15 protein-coding genes are annotated in these 20,980 nt (G+C 64.8%); 4 read left to right on the top strand and 11 right to left on the bottom strand.

From position 1 onward, the window contains the following. The 8 genes from LXM94_RS21815 to LXM94_RS21780 form a co-directional block, all read right to left on the bottom strand. Positions 1–2,105 (bottom strand): molybdopterin oxidoreductase family protein (locus tag LXM94_RS21815; RefSeq protein ID WP_235773585.1); only part of this gene is annotated, 2,105 nt, incomplete at its 3' end. Between the two features lie 18 nt (positions 2,106–2,123). Beyond that, a complete protein-coding gene (gene nirD, locus LXM94_RS21810) occupies positions 2,124–2,453 on the bottom strand; it encodes a nitrite reductase small subunit NirD (RefSeq protein WP_235773584.1) in 330 nt (109 codons plus the stop codon). A gap of 11 nt (positions 2,454–2,464) precedes the next feature. Next, positions 2,465–4,927, bottom strand: coding sequence for a nitrite reductase large subunit NirB (gene nirB / locus LXM94_RS21805; RefSeq protein ID WP_235773583.1), 2,463 nt, complete (start codon positions 4,925–4,927; stop codon positions 2,465–2,467). Positions 4,928–4,936: 9 nt separating this feature from the next. Continuing rightward, positions 4,937–6,700, bottom strand: a complete 1,764-nt coding sequence (locus LXM94_RS21800; RefSeq protein ID WP_235773582.1) for an ABC transporter ATP-binding protein — start codon at positions 6,698–6,700, stop codon at positions 4,937–4,939. A 10-nt stretch (positions 6,701–6,710) separates the two neighbouring features. Further along, entirely contained in the window at positions 6,711–7,799 is a 1,089-nt protein-coding gene (locus LXM94_RS21795) for an ABC transporter permease (protein ID WP_235773581.1), read from the bottom strand. A gap of 71 nt (positions 7,800–7,870) precedes the next feature. After that, entirely contained in the window at positions 7,871–9,265 is a 1,395-nt protein-coding gene (locus LXM94_RS21790; protein WP_408015681.1) for a CmpA/NrtA family ABC transporter substrate-binding protein, read from the bottom strand. A gap of 364 nt (positions 9,266–9,629) precedes the next feature. Further along, positions 9,630–10,850, bottom strand: coding sequence for a CmpA/NrtA family ABC transporter substrate-binding protein (locus LXM94_RS21785; protein ID WP_235773579.1), 1,221 nt, complete (start codon positions 10,848–10,850; stop codon positions 9,630–9,632). Next, the gene (locus LXM94_RS21780; RefSeq protein WP_235773578.1) at positions 10,850–11,443 is read right to left on the bottom strand and encodes an ANTAR domain-containing response regulator; all 594 of its coding nucleotides are present in this window, start codon (positions 11,441–11,443) and stop codon (positions 10,850–10,852) included. Before LXM94_RS21780 ends, LXM94_RS21785 begins: the two co-directional genes overlap by 1 nt. 206 nt (positions 11,444–11,649) lie before the next feature. Here LXM94_RS21780 and LXM94_RS21775 point away from each other — a divergent pair, with 206 nt between their 5' ends. Next, entirely contained in the window at positions 11,650–12,603 is a 954-nt protein-coding gene (locus LXM94_RS21775) for a ring-cleaving dioxygenase (RefSeq protein ID WP_235773577.1), read from the top strand. Positions 12,604–12,665: 62 nt separating this feature from the next. On the opposite strand, the gene LXM94_RS21770 is transcribed toward LXM94_RS21775, so the two are convergent. The 3 genes from LXM94_RS21770 to LXM94_RS21760 all read right to left on the bottom strand — a co-directional run bounded on the left by LXM94_RS21770 (position 12,666) and on the right by LXM94_RS21760 (position 15,519). Continuing rightward, positions 12,666–14,222, bottom strand: coding sequence for a VOC family protein (locus LXM94_RS21770; RefSeq protein WP_235773576.1), 1,557 nt, complete (start codon positions 14,220–14,222; stop codon positions 12,666–12,668). 122 nt (positions 14,223–14,344) lie between these two features. Continuing rightward, the gene (locus tag LXM94_RS21765; RefSeq protein WP_235773575.1) at positions 14,345–15,196 is read right to left on the bottom strand and encodes an SDR family NAD(P)-dependent oxidoreductase; all 852 of its coding nucleotides are present in this window, start codon (positions 15,194–15,196) and stop codon (positions 14,345–14,347) included. Positions 15,197–15,312: 116 nt separating this feature from the next. Continuing rightward, positions 15,313–15,519, bottom strand: coding sequence for a hypothetical protein (locus LXM94_RS21760; protein ID WP_235773574.1), 207 nt, complete (start codon positions 15,517–15,519; stop codon positions 15,313–15,315). A 601-nt stretch (positions 15,520–16,120) separates the two neighbouring features. Between LXM94_RS21760 and LXM94_RS21755 the strand changes: the two genes are divergently transcribed. From LXM94_RS21755 to LXM94_RS21745, 3 genes are all read left to right on the top strand, one after another. Beyond that, complete coding sequence (locus LXM94_RS21755) at positions 16,121–17,005, top strand: helix-turn-helix domain-containing protein (protein ID WP_235773573.1); 885 nt, start codon at positions 16,121–16,123, stop codon at positions 17,003–17,005. A 180-nt stretch (positions 17,006–17,185) separates the two neighbouring features. Next, positions 17,186–19,354, top strand: coding sequence for a TonB-dependent siderophore receptor (locus LXM94_RS21750; protein WP_235773572.1), 2,169 nt, complete (start codon positions 17,186–17,188; stop codon positions 19,352–19,354). A gap of 482 nt (positions 19,355–19,836) precedes the next feature. Continuing rightward, on the top strand, positions 19,837–20,980 hold a 1,144-nt coding region (locus tag LXM94_RS21745; RefSeq protein WP_235773571.1), incomplete at its 3' end, for an efflux RND transporter periplasmic adaptor subunit.

Genomic DNA, 20,980 nt, shown 5'->3' with positions numbered 1-20,980 from the left:
GCGACCGCGGCATGCCGCCGAAGGGTCACGGCAACGTGCTTCAAGGCGGGCTGCCCGGAATGCGGGTCCGTGACGGAGGCGACGAGCCCGTCGACCCGCGCCCGTGAGGCAAACTGGTCGTTCCAGTGCATGGGCACGAAAACGGAGCCCCTCACCTGCCGATCGGTGATGAGCGCACGCACGACAATGCGTCCGTGCCGGCTCTCGATATCCACCAGCGCGGCGTCCGAGACACCGAGATCCGCCGCGTCCTTCGGATGGATTTCCGCGAAGGGCTCGGCGAGATGGGCAGACAGACGTGCGCTCCGGCCGGTCCGCGTCATCGTGTGCCAGTGATCCCGCACCCGGCCGGTGTTCAGGATCAGCGGATAGGCCGCATCGGTGCGCTGCTCACGGCCGCCGGAAACCGCGACGAAACGGGCCTTGCGATCCGGCGTAAAGAAGCCGCCCTCCGCGAAAAACCGCGCTTTGCCGCCCGCTTCACCCTTGCGCTGCGGCCACTGGAACGGCGCAAGCGTTTCGAAACCGTTCTCGTCGATCGCCGCATGGGCACCGATATCGAAGTCCCGCGCGCCCTCGTTCTCGAAGGCTGAAAGGGCGGCATGCTCGGCGAAGATTCCGGCGGCGTCGCGATACGAAAAAGCGTCGGCAAACCCCATGCGCCGGCCGACCTCGGCCAGTTGCCACCAGTCGGCCCGCGCCGCGCCGGGCGCCGGCAGGAAGCGGCGCTGGCGGGAAATGCGGCGTTCGGAATTGGTGACGGTGCCATCCTTCTCCCCCCAGCCAAGTGACGGCAGCAGGACATGCGCATGCCGGGTCGTGTCCGTGTCCTTCAGGATATCCGAGACGACGACGAACAGGCACGCCCTGATCGCCGCTTCGACGGCACCGGCGTCCGGCATCGACACGACCGGATTGGTCGCCATGATCCAGAGCGCCTTGATGCGCCCGTCGGCGACCGCCCGGAACATGTCGACCGCCTTGAGCCCCGGCTTCGCGGCGATCACCGGCGAAGCCCAGAAGCGCTGCACGCGGTCCCTGTGTTCCGGGTTTTCGATCGCCATATGGGCGGCGAGCATGTTGGCAAGCCCGCCCACCTCGCGGCCGCCCATGGCGTTCGGCTGACCTGTCAGAGAGAACGGCCCCATGCCGGGCCGGCCGATGCGGCCGGTTGCAAGGTGGCAGTTGATGATGGCGTTGACCTTGTCCGTGCCGGAGGACGACTGGTTGATGCCCTGGCTGTAGCAGGTGACGACCCTTTCGGTGCGCTCGAAGAGAGCGAAAAACTGGCGCAGGTCCGAAGCGCCGAGGCCGGTCTCCTGCATCAGTTCGACGAAGCTCAAGGCACTTGCCGCAGCGAAGGCAGCGCCGAACCCGTCGGTATGCGCCGCCACATAGTTCTCGTCGATCGCCGGGCTCTTCGCCAAATGCGCAAGCAGCCCGTTGAAGAGCGCCACGTCACCATCGGGGCGAATGGCAAGGTGCAGGTCGGCGATGTCGGCCGTCATCGTGCGGCGCGGATCGATCAGCACGACCTTCAGGCCCGGCCGCTTTTGCCTGGCGGCAGCGAGGCGCTGGTAGAGCACCGGATGACACCAGGCAAAATTCGAGCCTGTCAGGATCACGAGATCGGCAAGTTCCAGATCCTCGTAGGTGCCGGGCACCGTATCCGATCCGAAGGCGCGGCGGTGGCCGGCGACCGAGGAGGCCATGCACAGGCGCGAATTGGTGTCGATGTTCGCCGAGCCGATAAATCCCTTCATCAGTTTGTTGGCGACGTAATAATCCTCGGTGAGCAACTGGCCGGAGACATAGAAGGCAACGGAATCCGGACCATGCTCGGCAATCACCGCCTTGAAACGGCCGGCAACCAGATCAAGCGCGTCGTCCCAGCTTGCCGGCCTGCCGTCGATCTCCGGCGACAGAATGCGCCCTTCCGGCCCGATCGTCTCGGCCAGCGCCGAGCCCTTGGAGCAGAGCCGGCCGAAATTGGCCGGGTGCTCCGGATCGCCCTTTATCGAGACCGTACCCTCTTCGTCCCGCGTGGCGATGACCCCGCAGCCAACCCCGCAATAGGGACAGGTCGTCTTCGTTTCAACGGCCACGGCAGCGTCCTTCATCGCCTACTCCGCCGCCATCATCAGGCTTTCAAGCGCAATGAAGAGGCTCTCCTCCTCCACCCGCACCGGAATGGTCCGCACCGCGCCTTCGTCGGCACCGAGCGCACGGCCGGTCTCCAGCGAAATCACCCAGTTGTGCAGCGGGCAGGTGACGGCCTTGCCGTGCACGATGCCCTGGCTGAGCGGCCCGCCCTTGTGAGGGCAGTGGTCTTCGATCGCGAAGACGTCGTTCTCCGCCGTGCGGAACACGGCGACCTTGCCCTGCGGCGTCTTCACGCAGCGCGCGCCGCGCAGCGGAATGTCGGAGAGTTTGCCGATTTCGACCCAGTTCATGCCGCCGCTCCTCATTCTGCCGCCTGCGAGAAACCGACCGAGGCCATCGGGCGGAACTCGTGTTTATCCTTGCCGGAGACGCGCTCCGACCAGGGATCGACCTGGGCGAACGTCTGGGAAAAGACGAAGCGCTCGTAATAGGCCTTGCGCTTGTCGTGATCCTGCATGATCTGCCGGCGGATCTCGTCGAGGCCGATGCGCTTGGCCCATTTGTAGATGCGCTCGAGATAACGGCCCTGCTCGCGATACATCTGCGTCAGCGCCACGATATGCTCCAGCGCCTCGTCCTCGGTCCTGACGAGGCCGAGCACCTCGGTGCCCTTGATGTCGAGACCGGCGGCGCCGGCAAAATGGATCTCGAAGCCCGAGTCGACGCAGATGACGCCGACATCCTTGCAGGTCGCCTCGGCGCAGTTGCGCGGACAGCCGGAGACGGCCATCTTCACCTTGGCCGGCGTCCAGGAGCCCCACATGAATTTCTCGATGCGGATGCCGAGCCCGGTGGAATCCTGCGTGCCAAAGCGGCACCAGTCGGAACCGACACAGGTCTTCACGGTTCTGAGCCCCTTGGCATAGGCCTGGCCGGAGACGAAGCCCGCCTTGCCGAGATCGGCCCAGACCGCCGGCAGGTCCTCCTTCTGGATGCCGAGCAGGTCGATGCGCTGGCCGCCGGTGACCTTGACCAGCGGCACCTCGAACTTGTCGACAACATCGGCGATCGCCCGCAGTTCCTGCGAATTGGTCACGCCGCCCCACATGCGCGGCACCACCGAATAGGTGCCGTCCTTCTGGATATTGGCGTGTACACGTTCGTTGATGAAGCGCGACTGGTAGTCGTCGGCATATTCGTCCGGCCAGTCGCAGACGAGGTAGTAGTTGAGTGCCGGCCGGCATTTGGCGCAGCCGCAGGAGGTCTTCCATTCCAGTTCCTGCATGACGGCCGGAATGGTCTTCAGCTTCTTCGCCTTGATGAGCCGGCGCACATCGTCATGGCCAAGCTCCGTGCAGGTGCACATCGGCTGGACAGCGGCCGGATTATAGGCGTCGCCAAGCGTGGCGCTCATCAGTTGTTCGACGAGGCCGGTGCAGGAGCCGCACGAAGCCGACGCCTTGGTGTGGGCGCGCACGTCGTCGAGCGACGTCAGGCCCTTGCCCCTGATCGTGTCGACGATCTTCCCCTTGCAAACGCCGTTGCAGCCGCAGATTTCCGCATCATCCGGCAAGGCTGCAACGGCCGCCGTAGGGTCCAGCGGGGACCCTCCCTGGTAGGCCTGGCCGAAAATCAGCGTGTCGCGCATCGCCGAAATGTCGGTCTGTTTCTTCTTCAGGTCGTTGAACCAGGCGCCGTCCGCCGTCTCCCCGTAAAGCACGGTGCCGATGATGCGGTTGTCCTTCAGCACGAGACGCTTGTAAACGCCGGCCGTCGCATCGCGCAGCACGATTTCCTGCCGGTCGTCGCCGTCGGCAAAGTCGCCGAGCGAATAGAGATCGATACCGGTGACCTTGAGTTTTGTCGGCGTGTCCGAATGGACGAAGGCCGGGCTCTTGTCGCCGGCAAGGTGCGAGGCGGCGATACGGGCCATCTCGTAGAGCGGCGCGACAAGGCCGTAGACCATACCGCCCACTTCCACGCATTCGCCGACGGACAGGATGTCGCCGTCCGAGGTCTGCATGCCGGCGTCGACGACGATGCCGCGGTTGACGGCAAGCCCCGCCTCCTTCGCAAGTCCGACATTCGGCCGGATGCCGACCGCCATGACGACGAGCGTTGCCGGGATGATGCGGCCGTCGTCGAGTTCGATGCCCTCGACCTTGCCGTCTCCGACGATCTGCTTGGTGTTGGCCTTGCAGATGACCTTGATGCCCCGTTCCTCCACCGCCTTCTGCAGAAGGTAGCCGGCGGCCGGGTCGAGCTGCCGCTCCATCAGCGTCGGCATGACATGCAGCACGGTCACGTCCATGCCGCGCTGTGCGAGGCCCGCCGCCGCCTCGAGGCCGAGCAGGCCGCCGCCGATGACGACCGCCTTTTCGCGCGATTGGGCCGCGAGCAGCATGGCGTCGACATCGTCAAGATCGCGATAGGTGATGACGCCGGGAAGGTCCTTGCCCGGCACGGGGATGATGAAGGGCACCGAACCGGTGGCGATCACCAGCTTGTCGTAGCTTTCGGTGATGCCGTGGTTGGAGGTCACCGTCTTCGCGTCGCGATCGATCGAAACGACCTTGTGCCCCTTGTAGAGCGTGATGCCGTGCTCGATGTACCAGCCGTCGCCGTGGATGACGATCTGCTCGTAGGTCTTCTCGCCGGAAAGCACCGGTGACAGCATGATCCGGTCATAGTTCACGCGCGGCTCGGCATTGAAGATCGTGACCTGGTATTGTCCAGGCGCCTTCTCGAAGAGATGTTCCAGCATGCGGCCTGGCGCCATGCCGTTGCCGATGATGACGAGTTTTTCGGGTGTCGTGTCGGTCATGACGCGCTCCTATTCCGCAGCCGCCACACGCCGCGCCATGTCCTGGCGGGCGATGCGGGCCGCACGTTTTTCCTGGATCGATGTCAGTTGTGCGGGCGACGGATCGGCGCCGCCCTCGTAGGCTTCGAGGAAGTCGAGCAGTTCCTCGCGATAGGCGTAGTAGTCGGGGTGCGCGAGCAGCGCCTTGCGCGAGCGCGGGCGCGGCAGGTTCACCTCCATGATGTTGCCGATCTTCGCGTTCGGACCGTTCGACATCATCACCACGCGGTCGGCGAGCAGGATCGCCTCGTCGACATCGTGGGTGACGCAGATGGCGGTGACCTGCGTGCGCTTCCACACGTCCATCAGCACCTCCTGCAATTCCCAGCGTGTCAGGCTGTCGAGCATGCCGAAAGGCTCGTCGAGCAGCAGCAGCTTGGGTGAAAGCGCGAAGGCACGGGCGATGCCGACCCGCTGCTTCATGCCGTTCGAAAGATCGGCCGCGAGCCGGTGCAGGGAGTCGCCGAGGCCGACGCGCTGCAGATAGTATTCGACGATATCGCGCCGCTCGGCCGGCATGGCATCGGGATAGACCTTGTCGACGCCCAGCGCGACGTTTTCGCGGGCCGTCAGCCAGGGCAGCAGCGACGGCGCCTGGAACACGACGGCGCGGTCCGGCCCGGCGCCGGAGATTTCCCGGCCATCAAGGATGATGCCGCCCGAAGAGATCGGGTTGAGGCCTGCTACCATGGAAAGCACGGTCGACTTGCCGCAGCCCGAATGGCCGATGACCGAGATGAACTCGCCCTTCTTCATCTTGAGGTCGAAGCCGTCGACGACGGTCAGCGGCCCCTTCGGCGTCGGATAGACCTTGCGGACCTCGAAGAACTCGACATAGCCCTTCTCGATCGCCGACTGCGCCTTGCGGGCATAGGCCTCGGGAAGCTTCTCGACCTTCGGCTTCTGCGTGATCGGGATGACGTTCGGCAGTTCGATCGTGCGCTCCTCCTCGCTGCCGCGTTCAGCGCCGATGTCCATCAGATAGGCTGTGATATCGGCGCGAAGGCGGATGAACTCGGCATCCGAATTCATCTCGGCCCGGTCCCTCGGGCGCGGCAGGGCGACGTTGAAGCTCGGCCCCAGCGTTGCCTTCGGCCCAGGCGTCAGCGGGATAATGCGATCGGCGAGCAGAATCGCCTCGTCCACGTCATTGGTGATGAGGACGATCGTCTTCTTCTCCTTTGCCGATATCGCCGCGAACTCGTCCTGCAGCTTGGCACGCGTCAGGGCGTCGAGCGCCGAAAGCGGTTCGTCGAGCAGCAGCACCTCCGGCCGCATGGCAAGCGCGCGGGCGACCGCGACGCGCTGGCGCATGCCGCCGGAGAGTTCCGCCGGCCGGCGGTCGACGGCGTGCGACAGGCCGACCATGTCGATATACTCGGCGACGATCTGCCGGCGCTCGATCTTCGGCTTGGAGGCGTGAACGCTGTCGACGGCGAGCGCCACGTTGGAGCGCACCGACAGCCAGGGCATCAGCGAATAGGACTGGAAGACGACGCCGCGCTCAGGCCCCGGCCCGGTCACTTCCCTGTTGCGGAAGAGAACCGCGCCGCTGTCGGGCACCGAAAGGCCGGCGAGCAGGGAGATCAGCGTCGACTTGCCGGAGCCCGAGAAGCCGACGATGGCAATGAACTCGCCCTCTTCCACCTTCAGATTGACACCGGAAAGCACCTCGTTGCGGGCCTTGCCCTCGCCGAAGGATTTCGAGATATCGCTGAGTTCGAGAATGTTCATCCGCCGTTCCTCACCGGTTCGTCGAGAAGGTGAAGGCCGACTGGAGCGCGTACATGACGCGGTCGAGCACGAAGCCGATGAGGCCGATCGTCACCACCGCCACCATGATGCGGGCGAGCGAGTCCGACGAGCCGTTCTGGAACTCGTCCCAGACGAACTTGCCGAGGCCGGGATTCTGCGCGAGCATTTCGGCGGCGATCAGCACCATCCAGCCAACGCCCAGCGAGAGGCGCAGTCCCGTGAAGATCAGCGGCAGGGCCGAAGGCAGCACCAGCTTGCGGATCGTCGTCGCGGTCGAAAGCTGCAGCACCTTGCCGACATTGACCAGATCCTTGTCGATCGAGGCGACGCCGAGCGCCGTGTTGATCAGCGTCGGCCACAGCGAACAGAGCGTGACGGTCACGGCCGAAATGACCAGCGACTTCGGCAGGAGGTCGGAGGGATCGGCATAGAGCGCCGAGACGATCATCGTCACGATCGGCAGCCAGGCAAGCGGCGACACCGGCTTGAATATCTGGATCAGCGGATTGATCGCACCGTTGATCGTTTTCGAGAGACCGGAGGCGATGCCGACGGGAACCGCGATCGCAGTGGCGATGACAAAGCCGAGGCCGACCGTCAGAAGCGATGTCAGGATCTGGTCGAGATAGGTGGGCTTGCCGGTGTAGATGCGGTGCTTGACCTGGTCGGCCTTGCCGTCGGCGACAAGCTTGGCATTGCGCTCGTCCTGCCGCTGGTAGAAAGCATCCGCCTTTGCGCGCTCATCGAAATGATCCCCGACGAGCCCGCTCGCCTGATGCCAGACCGCCACCGGCCCGGGGATGGCGCCGAGCGACGTCTGCACCTTCGGCGCCAGAAAGGCCCAGGCGGCAAGGAAGCAGAGAATGCCGGCGAGCGGCACCAGCAGCACCTTGCGCAGTTCCGTCATCTGCGCGGAAACGCTGTCGCCGGCAAGGATGCGCAGGATCGGCGTGACCCAGCCGAGACCGAGAACGCTCAGCCAACCGTCGGCCTTGTTGATGCGCTGGAACAGGCGCTCGCGCCGGGCGGCCCGCGCCGCCCCGCCGCTTGGATCCATGGTGTCGATGGCATTGGTCATCTGTCTGCCCTGTGTTCGTATCGGGAAATCGGGCGCGGCCCGGCCGGCCGCGCCGCCAAGGCGGTTGCGGATCAGCCGCCGACGATCTCGGACCCCTCGACCTTCTGGCCGCTCTTCAGGCCGATCGAGAGCGAGTCGATATAGGCGTTGGGCGTCTTGCCGTCGTAGGTCACGCCGTCGATGAAGTCGGAGGTCGCGGGCTTGTAGCCGTCCGTGCCGAAGGGGAAGTCCTCCTTCTTCGCGTTGCCTTCCTCGATGAGGAGTTCGGCCGCCTTCATGTACACGTCGGGCAGATAGACCGACTTCGCCGTCTCGGCATACCAGGCGTCATCCTTGTGGTCCGGAATCTGGCCCCAGCGCCGCATCTGCGTCAGGTACCAGGTCGCGTCCGAATAGTAGGGATAGGTCGCATAGTGGCGGAAGAAGACGTTGAAGTCCGGCACCTCCCGCTTGTCGCCCTTCTCGTATTCGAACGTTCCGGTCATCGAGTTGGCGATGACCTCGGCGTCGGCGCCGACATATTCGCTGCGCGACAGGATCTCGACCGCCTCGGCACGGTTGGCATTGTTGTCCGCGTCGAGCCATTCGGCCGCGCGGATCAGCGCCTTGGTCAGCGCCAGCGTCGTGTTCGGATATTTTTCCGTGAAGTCCTTGGTGAGGCCGAAGACCTTTTCCGGGTTGTTCTTCCAGATTTCGTAGTCGGTGATGACCGGAACGCCGATGCCCTTGAAGACGGCCGCCTGGTTCCAGGGTTCGCCGACGCAATAGCCGACGATCGTGCCGGCTTCCAGCGTCGCCGGCATCTGCGGCGGCGGCGTCACCGAGAGAAGCGCATCCGCCTTGATCTGGCCGGAAATGTCGCCCGAGGCATAGTAGCCCGGATTGATGCCGCCCGAGGCCAGCCAGTAGCGCAACTCGTAATTGTGGGTAGAGACCGGGAAGACCATGCCAAGATTGAAGGACTTGCCTTCCGCCTTGAACTTTTCGACCACCGGCTTCAGCGCATCCGCCTTGATCGGATGTACCGGCTTGCCATCCTCGCCGACCGGGATGTGCTCCTTCATCATGGCCCAGACATCGTTGGAAACCGTGATGCCGTTGCCGTTCAGGTCCATGGAAAAGGGTGTCACGATATGTGCCTTGGTGCCGTAACCGATCGTCGCGGCAAGCGGCTGGCCGGCGAGCATGTGCGCACCGTCGAGCTCGCCGGTGATGACGCGGTCGAGCAGCACCTTCCAGTTCGCCTGCGGCTCCAGTGTCACGAAGAGGCCTTCATCCTCGAAGAAGCCCTTTTCATAGGCAATGGCGAGCGGCGCCATGTCGGTGAGCTTGATGAAGCCGAGCTTCAGCTCGTCCTTCTCCAGGTCGAGCATCTCGGCCGAAACCGCCGACGCGGTGGAGGCAAGGAGGACGGCGGCGACCGCTGCCCTGATCGAACAGGCGGCGAATGTGCTCTTGAGGTTCATGGCCATGCTGTTTCTCCGGTTTGGCGGTCGTGGGAGGCCGGCCGCTGTGACGTGAAGAAGGGCGCAAAAGAAAAGGCCGCCAATCCGAACTCAGCGCCACTCCCTCAGGAGTTCGCGAATTCGGTTTGGCGGCCTTGCCTTCTGCGCCCTTCGTTGGACGCTATGTTTTAAGTCCCCTCTGGACCTGCCCCAACAGGCAAGCATGAAGCGTGCCAGTTTGAAAAAATCATCATAATTTCTGTATTTTCAGATATTTGGGGTGATGACCCAAATTTGCCGCGCGCCGCATTGCGCGCCAATCCGCTGCCGAAAACTTGCGCAATGCACAAATTTTGCACTGCAAGGCACAATGCCCAGGAAACGGTCAGCGCTGTGCCGCAAGATAGTCGTCGACGAGATCCGGATCGAAGATGCGGCCGTCAAAGAAACCGTCCGGCCCCAGCACGAGCCCGGACCGCGAGGCGCCGACGGCAGCCGGAACGGAGAGCGCGCCCTCCACCTTCATATTGGCGCCGGGCATCGGCGCGCCGACGGGCCCGAGCGCCCGCCTGTAGATGTCCGGGCGATAGGTGTCGCGCGCGACCGCCACATTCGAGGGAGAATGCATGACATGTCCCCAGCGCACCATCTGGCTGTAGAACCAGAGCGCGTGGCTCTGCCAGGGGAAGCACGCACCCTTGGCGTGCGGTACGAAAAATTCGGGGATGTCCTCCCGTCCGCCCGCGCCGAGCGCCAGCCGGCCCGTGAGGATCGGCATCAGGTTCTCCCGCGGCAGCCCCAGAAAATCCGGACCCGCCATCAGAGACGCCAGTTCCTCATGGTTGGCACTCTCGCCGCACCACGCGGACGCACGGTAGAGGGCCCGCACGAGTGCATCGAGCGCGTCGCTGTTCTGCTTGGCGAAGTGCTCCGGCACGCCCAGCACCTTTTCCGGGCTGAGCCGCCAGATGGCCGCCTTCACCGTGGCGATGCGCCCTGCCCCCCTTGCGACGGCAACGCTGCTCCAGGGCTCCCCGACGCAGAAGCCGTCGATGCTGCCGGTCTGCAACGCATCCGGCATCAACGGTGGCGGCACGACGACGATCTCGACGTCGCCGTCCGGGTCGATACCGCAGGCGGCAAGCCAGTAGCGCAACTCGTAATTGTGGCCGGAGAAGGGATGCACGACGGCGAACCGCGGCGCCGGCAGGCCGGCCGCACGCCGGGCGGCGGCAACCTCCCGCAGGGCGGCGCCGTTGACGGCAGGATCAACCGAGGGGCCGGCCCCGGCCTCGCTCATCGCCTGCCAGAGCCCGAGCGAGACCGTCACCGCATTGCCGCCGAGGCCGAGGGCGAAGGGAACGACCAGGTTCAGCGACAGCGGCGTCAGGCCCAGATTCGAGGCGATGGGCATGGGCGCCAGCATGTGCGCCGCCTGGAAATGGCCGACTGCGATGCGGTCGCGGATATTGGCCCAGGAGGTTTCCCGCACGAGGCGGACATTCAGGCCCTCGTCGCGCGCGAACCCTTTTTCGACGGAGGCGACGAGCACGGCGCTGTCGAAGAGCGGCATGAAGCCGAGCGTGATGTCTGCCGTTGCTACCATCAGGGATCCTCCAGCAAGCCTGCCGCGAGCACGAGACTTTGGGCGATCTCGGCGATCTTGCGGTTCTGGCTCATCGCGGTCTTGCGAAGCAGCTTGTAGGCCTCGTCCTCGCTGATGCCGCGCGATTTCATCAAAATACCCTTGGCGCGGTCGACGACCTTGCGGCCCTCGAGTTCGCTGCGTGCCTCTTCCAGTTCCCGCGCCATGCGCGAGAAGGCGTTGAAGCGGCTGATCGCCATGTCGAGGATCGGCTTCACCCGTTCCTGGCGGAGCCCGTCGACCACATAGGCCGAGACGCCCGCATCGATCGCCGCCTCGATCATGCCCTTGTCGGAACGGTCGACAAACATGGCGATCGGCCGCTTCACGGACCGGGAAAGCTGAAACATGCTTTCGAGCAGGTCGCGGTTCGGGTTTTCCAGATCGATGACGATAACGTCCGGCTGCAGCCGCTCGATGACGCGCCCGACACCGTGCACGTCGAGCACCACCGTCACCCGCTGATGGCCGGCATCGCGCAGCCCCGCCTCGATGATCGAGGCACGGATCGCGTTTTCGTCGATGACAAGAATGGTCAAATCAGCCGGCGCCATGGCGGCATACATCGCGCAGACGCCGAGATTTCGCAATGCGAAAGAATGAGCTTCCGGCCGGCTGCGCCAGAAGCGGCACGTCTTCCGCCTCCGTTCGCTATCCGCGAACTGATCGTTCTCTGTCCGTCGCCTTTCGCTGCCCGCCCTCCGGGGCGATATTCACCCAAGGATTCGCGCCGCCGCGCGACGAGAGACAGGAGCCCGCCATGACCCTTCAACTCACCGGCATTCATCACCTGACGGCGATCACCGCCAATGCGCCGCAGAACCTCGCCTTCTACACCCGGGTTCTCGGCCTGCGGCTCGTCAAGAAGACGGTGAACCAGGACGACACGACCGCCTACCACCTCTTCTATGCCGATGGCCTCGCCTCGCCCGGCACCGATCTCACCTTCTTCGACTGGCCGGTCGCCCGCGAGCGGCGCGGTACGCACAGCATTTCGCGCACGGGGCTGCGGGTCGCAAACACGGAAACGCTCGCCTGGTGGAAGGCGAGGTTCGCCGAGACGAAGGTGAAGGCGGGCGACATCCGGGAGATCGGCGGACGCGCGACCCTCGATTTCGAGGACGGCGAAGGCCAGCGCTTCCGCTTGACCGCCGACGACACGGGCGAGCCATCGCATCCCTGGGAGAAGAGCCCGGTGCCGGCCGAACATCAGATCAAGGGGCTCGGCCCGATCGAGCTCAGCGTGCCCGACATCCGCAACACCGAGATTGTGCTGACCGAAGTGATGAACATGCGCAGGACATCGCCCTATGCCGCGCCCGACGGCCCGGGCGACGTGCAGGTCTTTTCGATGGGCGACGGCGGGCCTGCGGCCGAACTGCATGTGGCCGTGCAACCCGACCTGCCGCCGGCGCACCAGGGCGCCGGCGCGGTGCACCATGTCGCCTTCCGCGCGCCGGATGCCGAAATGCTACGGGCCTGGACCGAGCGGTTGCATGGCTTCCGCATTCCCTCCAGCGGCGAGGTCGAGCGTTACTATTTCCGCTCGCTCTATTTCCGCGAGCCGAACGGCATCCTCTTCGAGATCGCGACGGACGGTCCGGGCTTCGCGGTCGACGAACCCCTGGAAACGCTCGGCGAGAGCCTGTCGCTGCCGCCCTTCCTGGAGCCGCGCCGCGCCCAGATCGAAGCGAGGCTGAAGCCGCTCGCCTGACGACGCGCCGTCGAAAGACGCCAACGGGACATGCGCGGATCCTGCGCTCGGCGCACCCTCCGTCAGGCGACACTCTGCGAGAAGAAAGTTGCAGCAAGCTCGATATCGGCGGCGGCGATGTCGTGGCCTGCAGCAATTCGGCGGTTCTCGACGGCCGCCCCCGCCCCGGCCAGCACGCTTTCCAACCCGGCCGCGTGCGTGCCGTAAAGGTCGGCTTCGCCCGTCACCATCAGAACACGCGCGCCGGTGAGATCGGCCGCCGGCGCGCTTTCAAGCACGTTCATCGCCCGAAGCAGGACGGCATTGCGCGCGACGGCGGGATGCAATTGAAGGACGGCGCCGAGCATGTTCGCCCCGTTCGAATAGCCGAGAAAGACGGTCCGCTGCGGATCGAGCCCGTAGGCGACGTTCGCTTCCTCCATGAAGGCGGCAAAGGCTGCGGCCTCCGCGACGATATCGGCCTGGTCGAACCGGGTCGCGGCAAATCGGCGGAAGAAGCGCGGCGAACCCTCCTCGGTGCTGCGACCGCGCAGGCTGACGATGGTCGCGTCGGGCGCGACCTGCAAGGCGAACGGCAGGAGGCTCGCCTCGTTGCCGCCCGAACCGTGCAGCAGCACGAGGACGCTGCCGTCCGGCACATCCGGCTGGCGTATGCGATGAACGAAGGGCAGTTCGCGCTCGACGATGCGTGCCTCGCCCGGCAGCGCGAACTGCGGCAGGCGCGCCCGCACGGCATCCGGATCGGCTGCGAAATGGTGCGGCACGAAGAGATGGGTGCCGAGCGCGTCGGGCGGTTCGTCGACCGCCATACCCGGTTCGTCCGTCGCATATTCGATCAGGGCGCCGCCCGGTTCGCGCACATAGAGCGAATAGAAATAGGTGCGGTCGTGGGCATTGGTGGCCCCGGCGCCTGCCGCCGCCAAAACCGTCTCCACTCGGGCAACACCCTGCCGATCCGGTGCCCGGAGCGCCACGTGGTCGATCGTGCCGGTGCCGGGCGCCGACGTCCAGAAGCCGCTCGCATCGCGGATGTCCAGCACGTCGCCCGCGCCCCCGGCAAGCCGGCGGATGCCGTTTGCTTCGGCCACCGGCCGGAACCCGAAATGCACGGCAAGGAACGCCGCCGTGTCTTCCGGCCGGTCGCTGAGGACCGTGGCGCCACGAATCCGCTGGACCGCGTCGGCGGTGCCGATGTCCTTCGCCGGCCAGGGCGCGGGTCCCTCGACATCCGCCTCGCCCACCAGCTTGACGATGATGCCGTCCGGGTCCTTGAGGCGCAGCACAGGTTCGCCGAATTCCGCCGCGGGTCCCGTCAGTGGCACGTTGAAGCGCAGCGCGCGCGTCAGCCAGAAGCCGATCGCCTCGGGGCGGATCGAAAGGGCGATCTCGGAGGGCTGGCCGACGCCGACGCGGCCGGGCGAACCGTCCTGCCAGACGAGAAAGGTCAGCAGCGTTCCCGGAGACCCGCGCTCGTCGCCATAGAGGAGATGAAGCTGGTCGGCATCCTCGAAACCGGCCGTGCGCTTGACGAGCCGAAGACCGAGGAAGCCGGCATAGAAGTCGACATTCGGCTGCACCTTGCGGGTGATGGCCGTGATGTGGTGGATGCCGCTCGTCATGATTCCCTCCGGTGGCGCGCAGCCAATCAAAAAAGCGCGGGCGGCGCCAGTGCGGCGGCGGTGAACGCAATGTCCACAGATCCGGGATCTTGTCGGGCGTTTCGCTCAGACCGAAACGCCCGTCAGGTCCTGGTGAGAAAGGCGCGGAAGGCGTCGCCGTAGTCGGGATGCCAGCGCGACAGCGGCGGACGGTTTTCGACAATGTCGCCGGCAGCCCAGAGAATGCGTTTCTCGTCGGTCGCCCGATCGACCTCGTTGTCGGGGCAGAGGACGTAGAAGTCGCCGCGCGCGATGCTCTCCATCATGAAGTCGACCGTCTGCTCCGCCGTCCAGGCACCGTCGGGCTTGTCCGCCCGGCCGCGCGCCGTCAGGCCGGTGAAGACGAAGCCGGGAATGAGCAGATGAGCACTCACCTTGCAGCCCTCGGTGTTGCGCAAGTCGTGCTGCAGCGCTTCGGTGAAGACCTTCACTGCGGCCTTGGAAACATTGTAGGCCGGGTCTCCCGGCGGCGTGGTAATGCCCTGCTTCGAGCCCGTGTTGATGATGAGCGCCGGCTCGCCATGGGCGATCATGCCCGGCGCGAAGACGCGGCTGCCGTGGATCACCCCCCAGAGATTGACGGCCAGCACCTTCTGCCAGTTTTCCTCGGCGCCGAACAGCGCGCTGCCCGGCTGGACGCCGGCATTGTTCATGAGCACATGGATGTCGCCGAAGCGCGTGACGACCGCCTGCTGCAGGGCCTCGAGCGCCGTCCGGTCGGAAACGTCGGTCGGGATGACGAGAACGTCGCCCTCTCCGCCCGGCGAAACTGCCGCCACGTCGGCACCGGCCTCGCGAAGCCGCGGGCCGTCGAGATCGGCAAGCGCCACCTTCAGGCCGGCCGCCGCCAATCTGAGAGCCGCGGCGCGGCCTATGCCAGACGCCGCACCGGTAATGACGGCAACCTTGCCGTCCGTAAAAGCAGGATGGGTCATGACGACTCGCCGGTTCTGTTGCGGAGCAAACGGCCGGCACCCGTCCGGTGCGCCGCTCTGACAGAAAACCTATGTCCGAGAGCGACGGTCGTCCAGATCGAAAGTCGCGGACCGCATCAGGCGACCGCGACGCCCGAGAATTTTGCCGCCGACGGCGCCTTCATGAGCTTGCGGATCGCCTCGCGCACCTCGTCGGCCGAGTTGAACCGCTGCGAGTCGAGATCCCAGACATGATATTTGACCGCGACAAACTTCAAGGCATCCCGGTCTGGAACGACCACTCCGACCGCCTCGCCGCCGATTTCAATAACTTGCTTCTCCATAAACAGTCTCCCACCACGCCGTGAGACGCGGGCATTCTTGAAAAAGATGCGTTGCAATCGAAAGAGGGGGAACGGATCACATTCGGCAGAGCGCCGAACGCCATTTCCCCATAATCGTTCCGCGACAGGAGAACACACCACAAGTGGAGGCGATGCAGTCAGAACCGTACATGACACTCTCCCTTGAGTAAGCGGGCGCCATCACAAGCGCCGATAGCAGATCAGAATAACGGTCGCATGGAACCTTTCATGCGATGTTCGAACAGATAAGACGCGCCGCATTCCCTGTCAATGTCGATCATCAAATTTCAGAAAATTTTCGCGTTGCATTCGTATGATTATTTGATTTGCAAAATTTTCTTCGCACATGCAGCATGTTTTTAGAAAATCCATAACGTTGCCGCAATTTCCGGAATGCACATTCCGAAACAACCCAGGCGCGAATGCAAATACACGGATCGCCATTCGGGCGACTGCTCGCGACGCGGGCGGACGCTCGCCCCGTCTGTTGCAACGCAACGGAAAACAAGCTATTAAACTTGATAAAAAGATACAAGTTTAAATCTCCAGGCGCGGCACACCGCCGCAGAAGAGGCACCGGTTGAGCTTCCAGCCGCGCATGCACAACAGGATCGAAGGTTTCAGCGTGATCGGCGGACTGCGCCGACGCAGCTGGAACGGCGTCGTTGCGGATCTTTGGGACGTGGAATGCGCGCAGGGTGCCGGCGGCTACTATGTCAGCGAGGATCCAAGACTGATCGTCGTGCTCGACCTGCAAGGCGGCGCGAGACGCCAGATCAAGTTCACACCGGGCTGGAGCGGCCCTGCCTTCGAACAGCGCCGCCACACGCTGTCCTATATTCCCGCCGGCATGGAAATCTGGGCGGAGATCAACGACGTGCGCGTCGTGCGGCATCTCGACCTGCATTTCAACCTTGACGCACTGCGCAACCGGCTGATGGACGAGATCGATCCGGCGAAGGCGGAGACGCCGAGGCTGATGTTCGAGGATTCGCGCTTCGTCGCGCTCGCCGAGCTGATCGCCGCCGAATGCGACAATCCCGACCCGTTGCACGACCTCTACGGCGACGGCCTGACAGTCGCGCTTTTCATCGACCTGATGCGGCTTGGCCCGCCGCGGGGCCGCAAGCGCAGCCAGCTCGCCGCCTGGCAGCTCCGCCGCGCCACCGACTTCATCGAGGCGCACTGCATGCGCGGCATCCGACTCGGGGAGCTGGCCATGCTGACCGGCCTCTCCCAGTCGCATTTCAGCCATGCCTTCAAGGCCTCGACCGGGCTTGCCCCCTATCAATGGCAGATGCAGGCGCGCATCGAGCGCATCAAGAAGCGGCTCGTCGAGGACGACAGCCCGCTGACCGCGGTTGCCGCCGAAGCCGGCTTCGCCGACCAGGCGCATTTCACACGCACCTTCCGCCGACATGTCGGCGTGACCCCGTCGCAGTGGAAGAAGGTGCGGCGCAGCTGATGCGGCCTGACGGCAACAGCAGGGCCGCCCCGGCGAACGCAACACAAGAATTGCCCAGAATCGTTCAATTTCCGCAGCACAAGACAAGTCCGGCCCACTAAGTTGATATAACCACTCACCTTATTGGAAGACTTGAGGTTCGCCGAACCGCGCGGACCGGAAGGGCAACGGGGACAGACTATGCAATCGTCGCAAGCGATCAGGATCGGTGCACTGAGGGCCGGAGTGGCGGCCGTGGCGCTCGTCGCGGCCGCCGCCTATGGCGCCGCCGCCCAGGAGCAGAGCACGACCACGCTGGAACGCGTCGTCGTCGAGGGCGAGGCCGGCACCGGCCCGGCCACCGGACCGGTGGACGGCTATGTCGCGACGGCGACGGCCACGGGCTCGAAAAGCAATACACCCCTGAACGAGATCCCGCAGTCGGTCTCGGTCGTCGGGCGGGAAGAAATGAGCGACCGTGGCGTCGTCAACAAGATCGACGAGGTCCTGCGCTACACGCCCGGCGTGACCGCCGAACCCTTCGGCACCGACCCGGACACGGACTGGTTCTATATCCGCGGCTTCGACGCGACGCAGACCGGCGTCTTCATGGACGGCCTGACGCTCTTCAGTTACGGCTTCGGTGGCTTCCAGCTCGACCCTTTCATGCTCGAACGCGTCGAGGTGCTGAAAGGCCCGGCGTCCGTGCTCTACGGCGGCTCGAATCCGGGCGGCATCGTCAACCTGGTGCGCAAGCGCCCGACCGACGAGCCGTCCTATTATACCGAGACCGGCATCAACAGCGACGGCAACGCCTTCTTCGGCTTCGATTTCAGCGACAAACTGAACGCGGACGGCACGCTCTCCTATCGCCTGACCGGAAAGGCGGCCGGCGGCGACAACTACACCGACTATTCGGAGGATCTGCGCGGCTTCATCATGCCGCAGATCACCTACGCGCCGACCGACACGACGAGCCTCACCGTCTTCGGCTATGCCGGCGGCCTCGATCAGGTCCATGTCGGAAACGGCTTCCTGCCCTATGTCGGCACCGTCGTCGACGCGCCCTTCGGCAAGATCGACCGCGACGCCTTTTATGGCGAGCCGGACATCGACAACGGCCATTACGACCAGCAGATGGTCGGCTACGAGTTCAGCCACGAACTCGAAAACGGCATCACGCTGACGCAGAACGCCCGCTACGGCCACCTCTACAAGACCGAAAACTATCCCTATGTCTATGGCTGGGTCGGCGGCGTGCCGACCGGACCGGACTACCAGCTGAACCGCATCGGCTTCGACGCGACCTCCAAGGTCGACAGCTTCGCGATCGATAACCGCGCCGAATTCGGCTTCGCAACGGGCGGTCTGGACCACGCCGCCCTTATCGGCCTCGATTACAAGTATTACCGCCTCGACCATGTGCAGGCGTGCTGCGGCGCGACCTCGATCAGCGCCACCGATCCGATCTACGATGTGCCGCAGGGCGACAACTTCGTCTATCTCGACCAGGTCCTGACGCAGCAGCAGGTCGGCCTCTACGCGCAGGACCAGATCCGCTTCGGCGGCGGGTGGCTCGTGACGCTGAACGGCCGCTACGACTACGTCGACACGGAATCGGATGCCACCGTCGGCACGAGCTACACCTCGAACGACAGCGCCGTCAGCGGCCGTGCCGGTCTCGCCTATGAATTCGCGAACGGCATCACTCCCTATGTGAGCGCCGCCACCTTCTTCAATCCGATCGTCGGCGTCAGCGCCACCGGCGCCTTCGAACCGGAGGAAGGCTACCAGTTCGAAGCGGGCGTGAAATACGAGCCGACCGCCTTCGACGGCCTCATCACGGCCTCGCTGTTCCAGATCACCAAGCAGAACGTCACGGTCACCAATCCCGACGATCCGCTGACCCAGGTCCAGCTCGGCGAGGTACGCTCGACGGGCGCGGAGCTCGAGGCCAAGGTCAACCTGAACCAGAACTGGAAGATCCTCGGCGCGCTGTCCTATATCGACCTTGAAGTGACCGAGGACACCGACGCCTCGATCATCGGAAATTCGCCGGTCCTCGTCCCGGGCTTCACCGCTTCGGCCTGGATCGACTACAGCGTCGTCGACGGCCCGATGGAGGGCCTGAGCCTCGGCGCCGGCGTGCGCCACCAGGGATCGTCCTATGCCAATACGTCGAACACGCTGAAGGTGCCCTCGGCGACACTCTTCGACGCGGCCGTCCGCTACGAGAAGGCCGACTGGGCCGCCTCGCTCAACGTCGCCAACCTCTTCGACAAGGAATATGTCAAGGGATGCCAGGGCGAGAACGTCTGCGGCTACGGCGAATCGCGCACCTTCACCTTCAAGATCAGCAAGAAGTGGTAGGATCGACGGACGGCCGCGCCGTCCCCGAATGAAGACGAGGACTGAAACCGGGAGCGGCTCGACGGCCGCTCCCTTGCCGTTCGAGACAGCAGGCAATGCGCTGCAAGTCGACGTGAAAGAACCCGATATTGTTGCCGGTTCCGTAGAGCCGACGCGACGCCGCCTTCTTGTCGGGCGCGCCGGCGGTGGCGGCGCTGCTTTCGGGACGGACGGCCGCATGAACGCGATCGTGTAACTTTCGTTTACCCGTTCGTCACCAGAAACCTAGGGCAACAAATTTCCCGCCGCCGGAAACGTTTTGTGTTGCCACCGCCAAAATTCCGAAATGCCGTCCTTCTAAGGAACGGGAGTTGCATCAGCCGAGATGCCACTCGACGCCGGACATTCTTGCTCTATCGTATGAGAACCGCCGTCCCGTTCCGTCCCTGCGACATGCATCGCCTCGCACAAGCACCGGCGATGCAAAGATTGGAAAGCCGTCCATGCCACTATTCCCGATCCGCCGCCCGGCCGCCGCCCTCCTCGTCCTCGCCATTCTGACGGCGTGCAGCGATGCCGGGGACGAGGCCGCCGGCCCGCCGGGCGCGACGATGCAGGTCGAGGCAGGTTACGTCACACTGAAGGCCGAGACCGTGTCGGTGGAGGCGACGCTTCCGGGCCGCGTCGTGGCCTATGCCTCGGCGGACATCCGCCCGCGTGTCGGCGGCATCATCGAGAAAATCCTCTACCAGGAGGGGCGCACCGTCACGGAAGGCGACGTACTCTACAAGATTGCCGACGAGACCTACGCAGCGACGGTCGACGCGGCGAAGGCCGCGCTCGAGAAGGCGCAGGTGAGCATACCGACGGCCGAGGCGAATGTGCGCCGCTACGAACAGCTCGTCACCAGCGGCGGCACGCAGATCGAACTCGACAATGCCCGCTTGACGCTGGCGCAGGCAAAGGCGGATGTTTCGGCGGCCGAGGCCAGCCTGAAATCCGCACGCATCGACCTCGACCTGACGGAGGTGCGGGCGCCGATCAGCGGCATCACGGGCGTCTCGAACGTCAGCGTCGGCAACGTCGTGACGGCCAGCCAGAGCGATGCGCTGACGACAATCAAGCAGCTTGATCCGATCTATGTCGACCTCATCGATACCAGCGCCAACCTGCTGCGGCTGCGCAAGGCGATCGAATCGGGCCTGCTGTCCCGCACCCCGGAAGTGGGACAGGTGCACATCACCCTTGAAGACGGCAGCGACTATGGCGAGGTCGGAAAGCTGGAGATACCCGAATTCTCGGTAAGCGAGACGACGGGCAGCTTCTCGATTCGCACCCGCATCGCCAATCCCGACCGGCTTCTGCTGCCGGGCATGTATGTTCGGGCGCGGGTCTCGCAGGGTTCCGAGCGCGGCTATCTGGTTCCCCAGCTCGCCGGCAGCCGCGACCCGTCCGGCCGCCTCACGGCAAAATTCCTGACGAAGGACGACGTTGTCGAGGAACGCGTTCTGACCACGGACCGGGCGGTCGGGCACAACTGGCTCGTCACTGCCGGCATCGCGGACGGCGACCGGCTTGTCGTCGACGGCTTCCAGCGCATCGTCGCCGGCCGGAAGGTGACGCCGGTGCCGGCCCGCGTCAACGACA

The sequence above is a fragment of the Rhizobium alarense genome, from assembly GCF_021555155.1.
Classification (GTDB): Bacteria; Pseudomonadota; Alphaproteobacteria; order Rhizobiales; family Rhizobiaceae; genus Rhizobium_D; species Rhizobium_D alarense.
The sequence above is the reverse complement of the archived record's forward strand: the minus strand, read 5'-3'. Positions and strand labels throughout refer to the sequence as shown.

What these genes read in the sequence shown, in the direction of transcription:
- nirD (WP_235773584.1), bottom strand. Translation starts at nt 2,453, where the DNA reads ATGAACTGGGTCGAAATCGGCAAACTCTCCGACATTCCGCTGCGCGGC.
- LXM94_RS21770 (WP_235773576.1), bottom strand. Translation starts at nt 14,222, where the DNA reads ATGACGAGCGGCATCCACCACATCACGGCCATCACCCGCAAGGTGCAG.
- LXM94_RS21800 (WP_235773582.1), bottom strand. Translation starts at nt 6,700, where the DNA reads ATGAACATTCTCGAACTCAGCGATATCTCGAAATCCTTCGGCGAGGGC.
- LXM94_RS21760 (WP_235773574.1), bottom strand. Translation starts at nt 15,519, where the DNA reads ATGGAGAAGCAAGTTATTGAAATCGGCGGCGAGGCGGTCGGAGTGGTC.
- LXM94_RS21765 (WP_235773575.1), bottom strand. Translation starts at nt 15,196, where the DNA reads ATGACCCATCCTGCTTTTACGGACGGCAAGGTTGCCGTCATTACCGGT.
- LXM94_RS21790 (WP_408015681.1), bottom strand. Translation starts at nt 9,265, where the DNA reads ATGAACCTCAAGAGCACATTCGCCGCCTGTTCGATCAGGGCAGCGGTC.
- LXM94_RS21785 (WP_235773579.1), bottom strand. Translation starts at nt 10,850, where the DNA reads ATGGTAGCAACGGCAGACATCACGCTCGGCTTCATGCCGCTCTTCGAC.
- LXM94_RS21750 (WP_235773572.1), top strand. Translation starts at nt 17,186, where the DNA reads ATGCAATCGTCGCAAGCGATCAGGATCGGTGCACTGAGGGCCGGAGTG.
- LXM94_RS21780 (WP_235773578.1), bottom strand. Translation starts at nt 11,443, where the DNA reads ATGGCGCCGGCTGATTTGACCATTCTTGTCATCGACGAAAACGCGATC.
- LXM94_RS21775 (WP_235773577.1), top strand. Translation starts at nt 11,650, where the DNA reads ATGACCCTTCAACTCACCGGCATTCATCACCTGACGGCGATCACCGCC.
- LXM94_RS21795 (WP_235773581.1), bottom strand. Translation starts at nt 7,799, where the DNA reads ATGACCAATGCCATCGACACCATGGATCCAAGCGGCGGGGCGGCGCGG.
- nirB (WP_235773583.1), bottom strand. Translation starts at nt 4,927, where the DNA reads ATGACCGACACGACACCCGAAAAACTCGTCATCATCGGCAACGGCATG.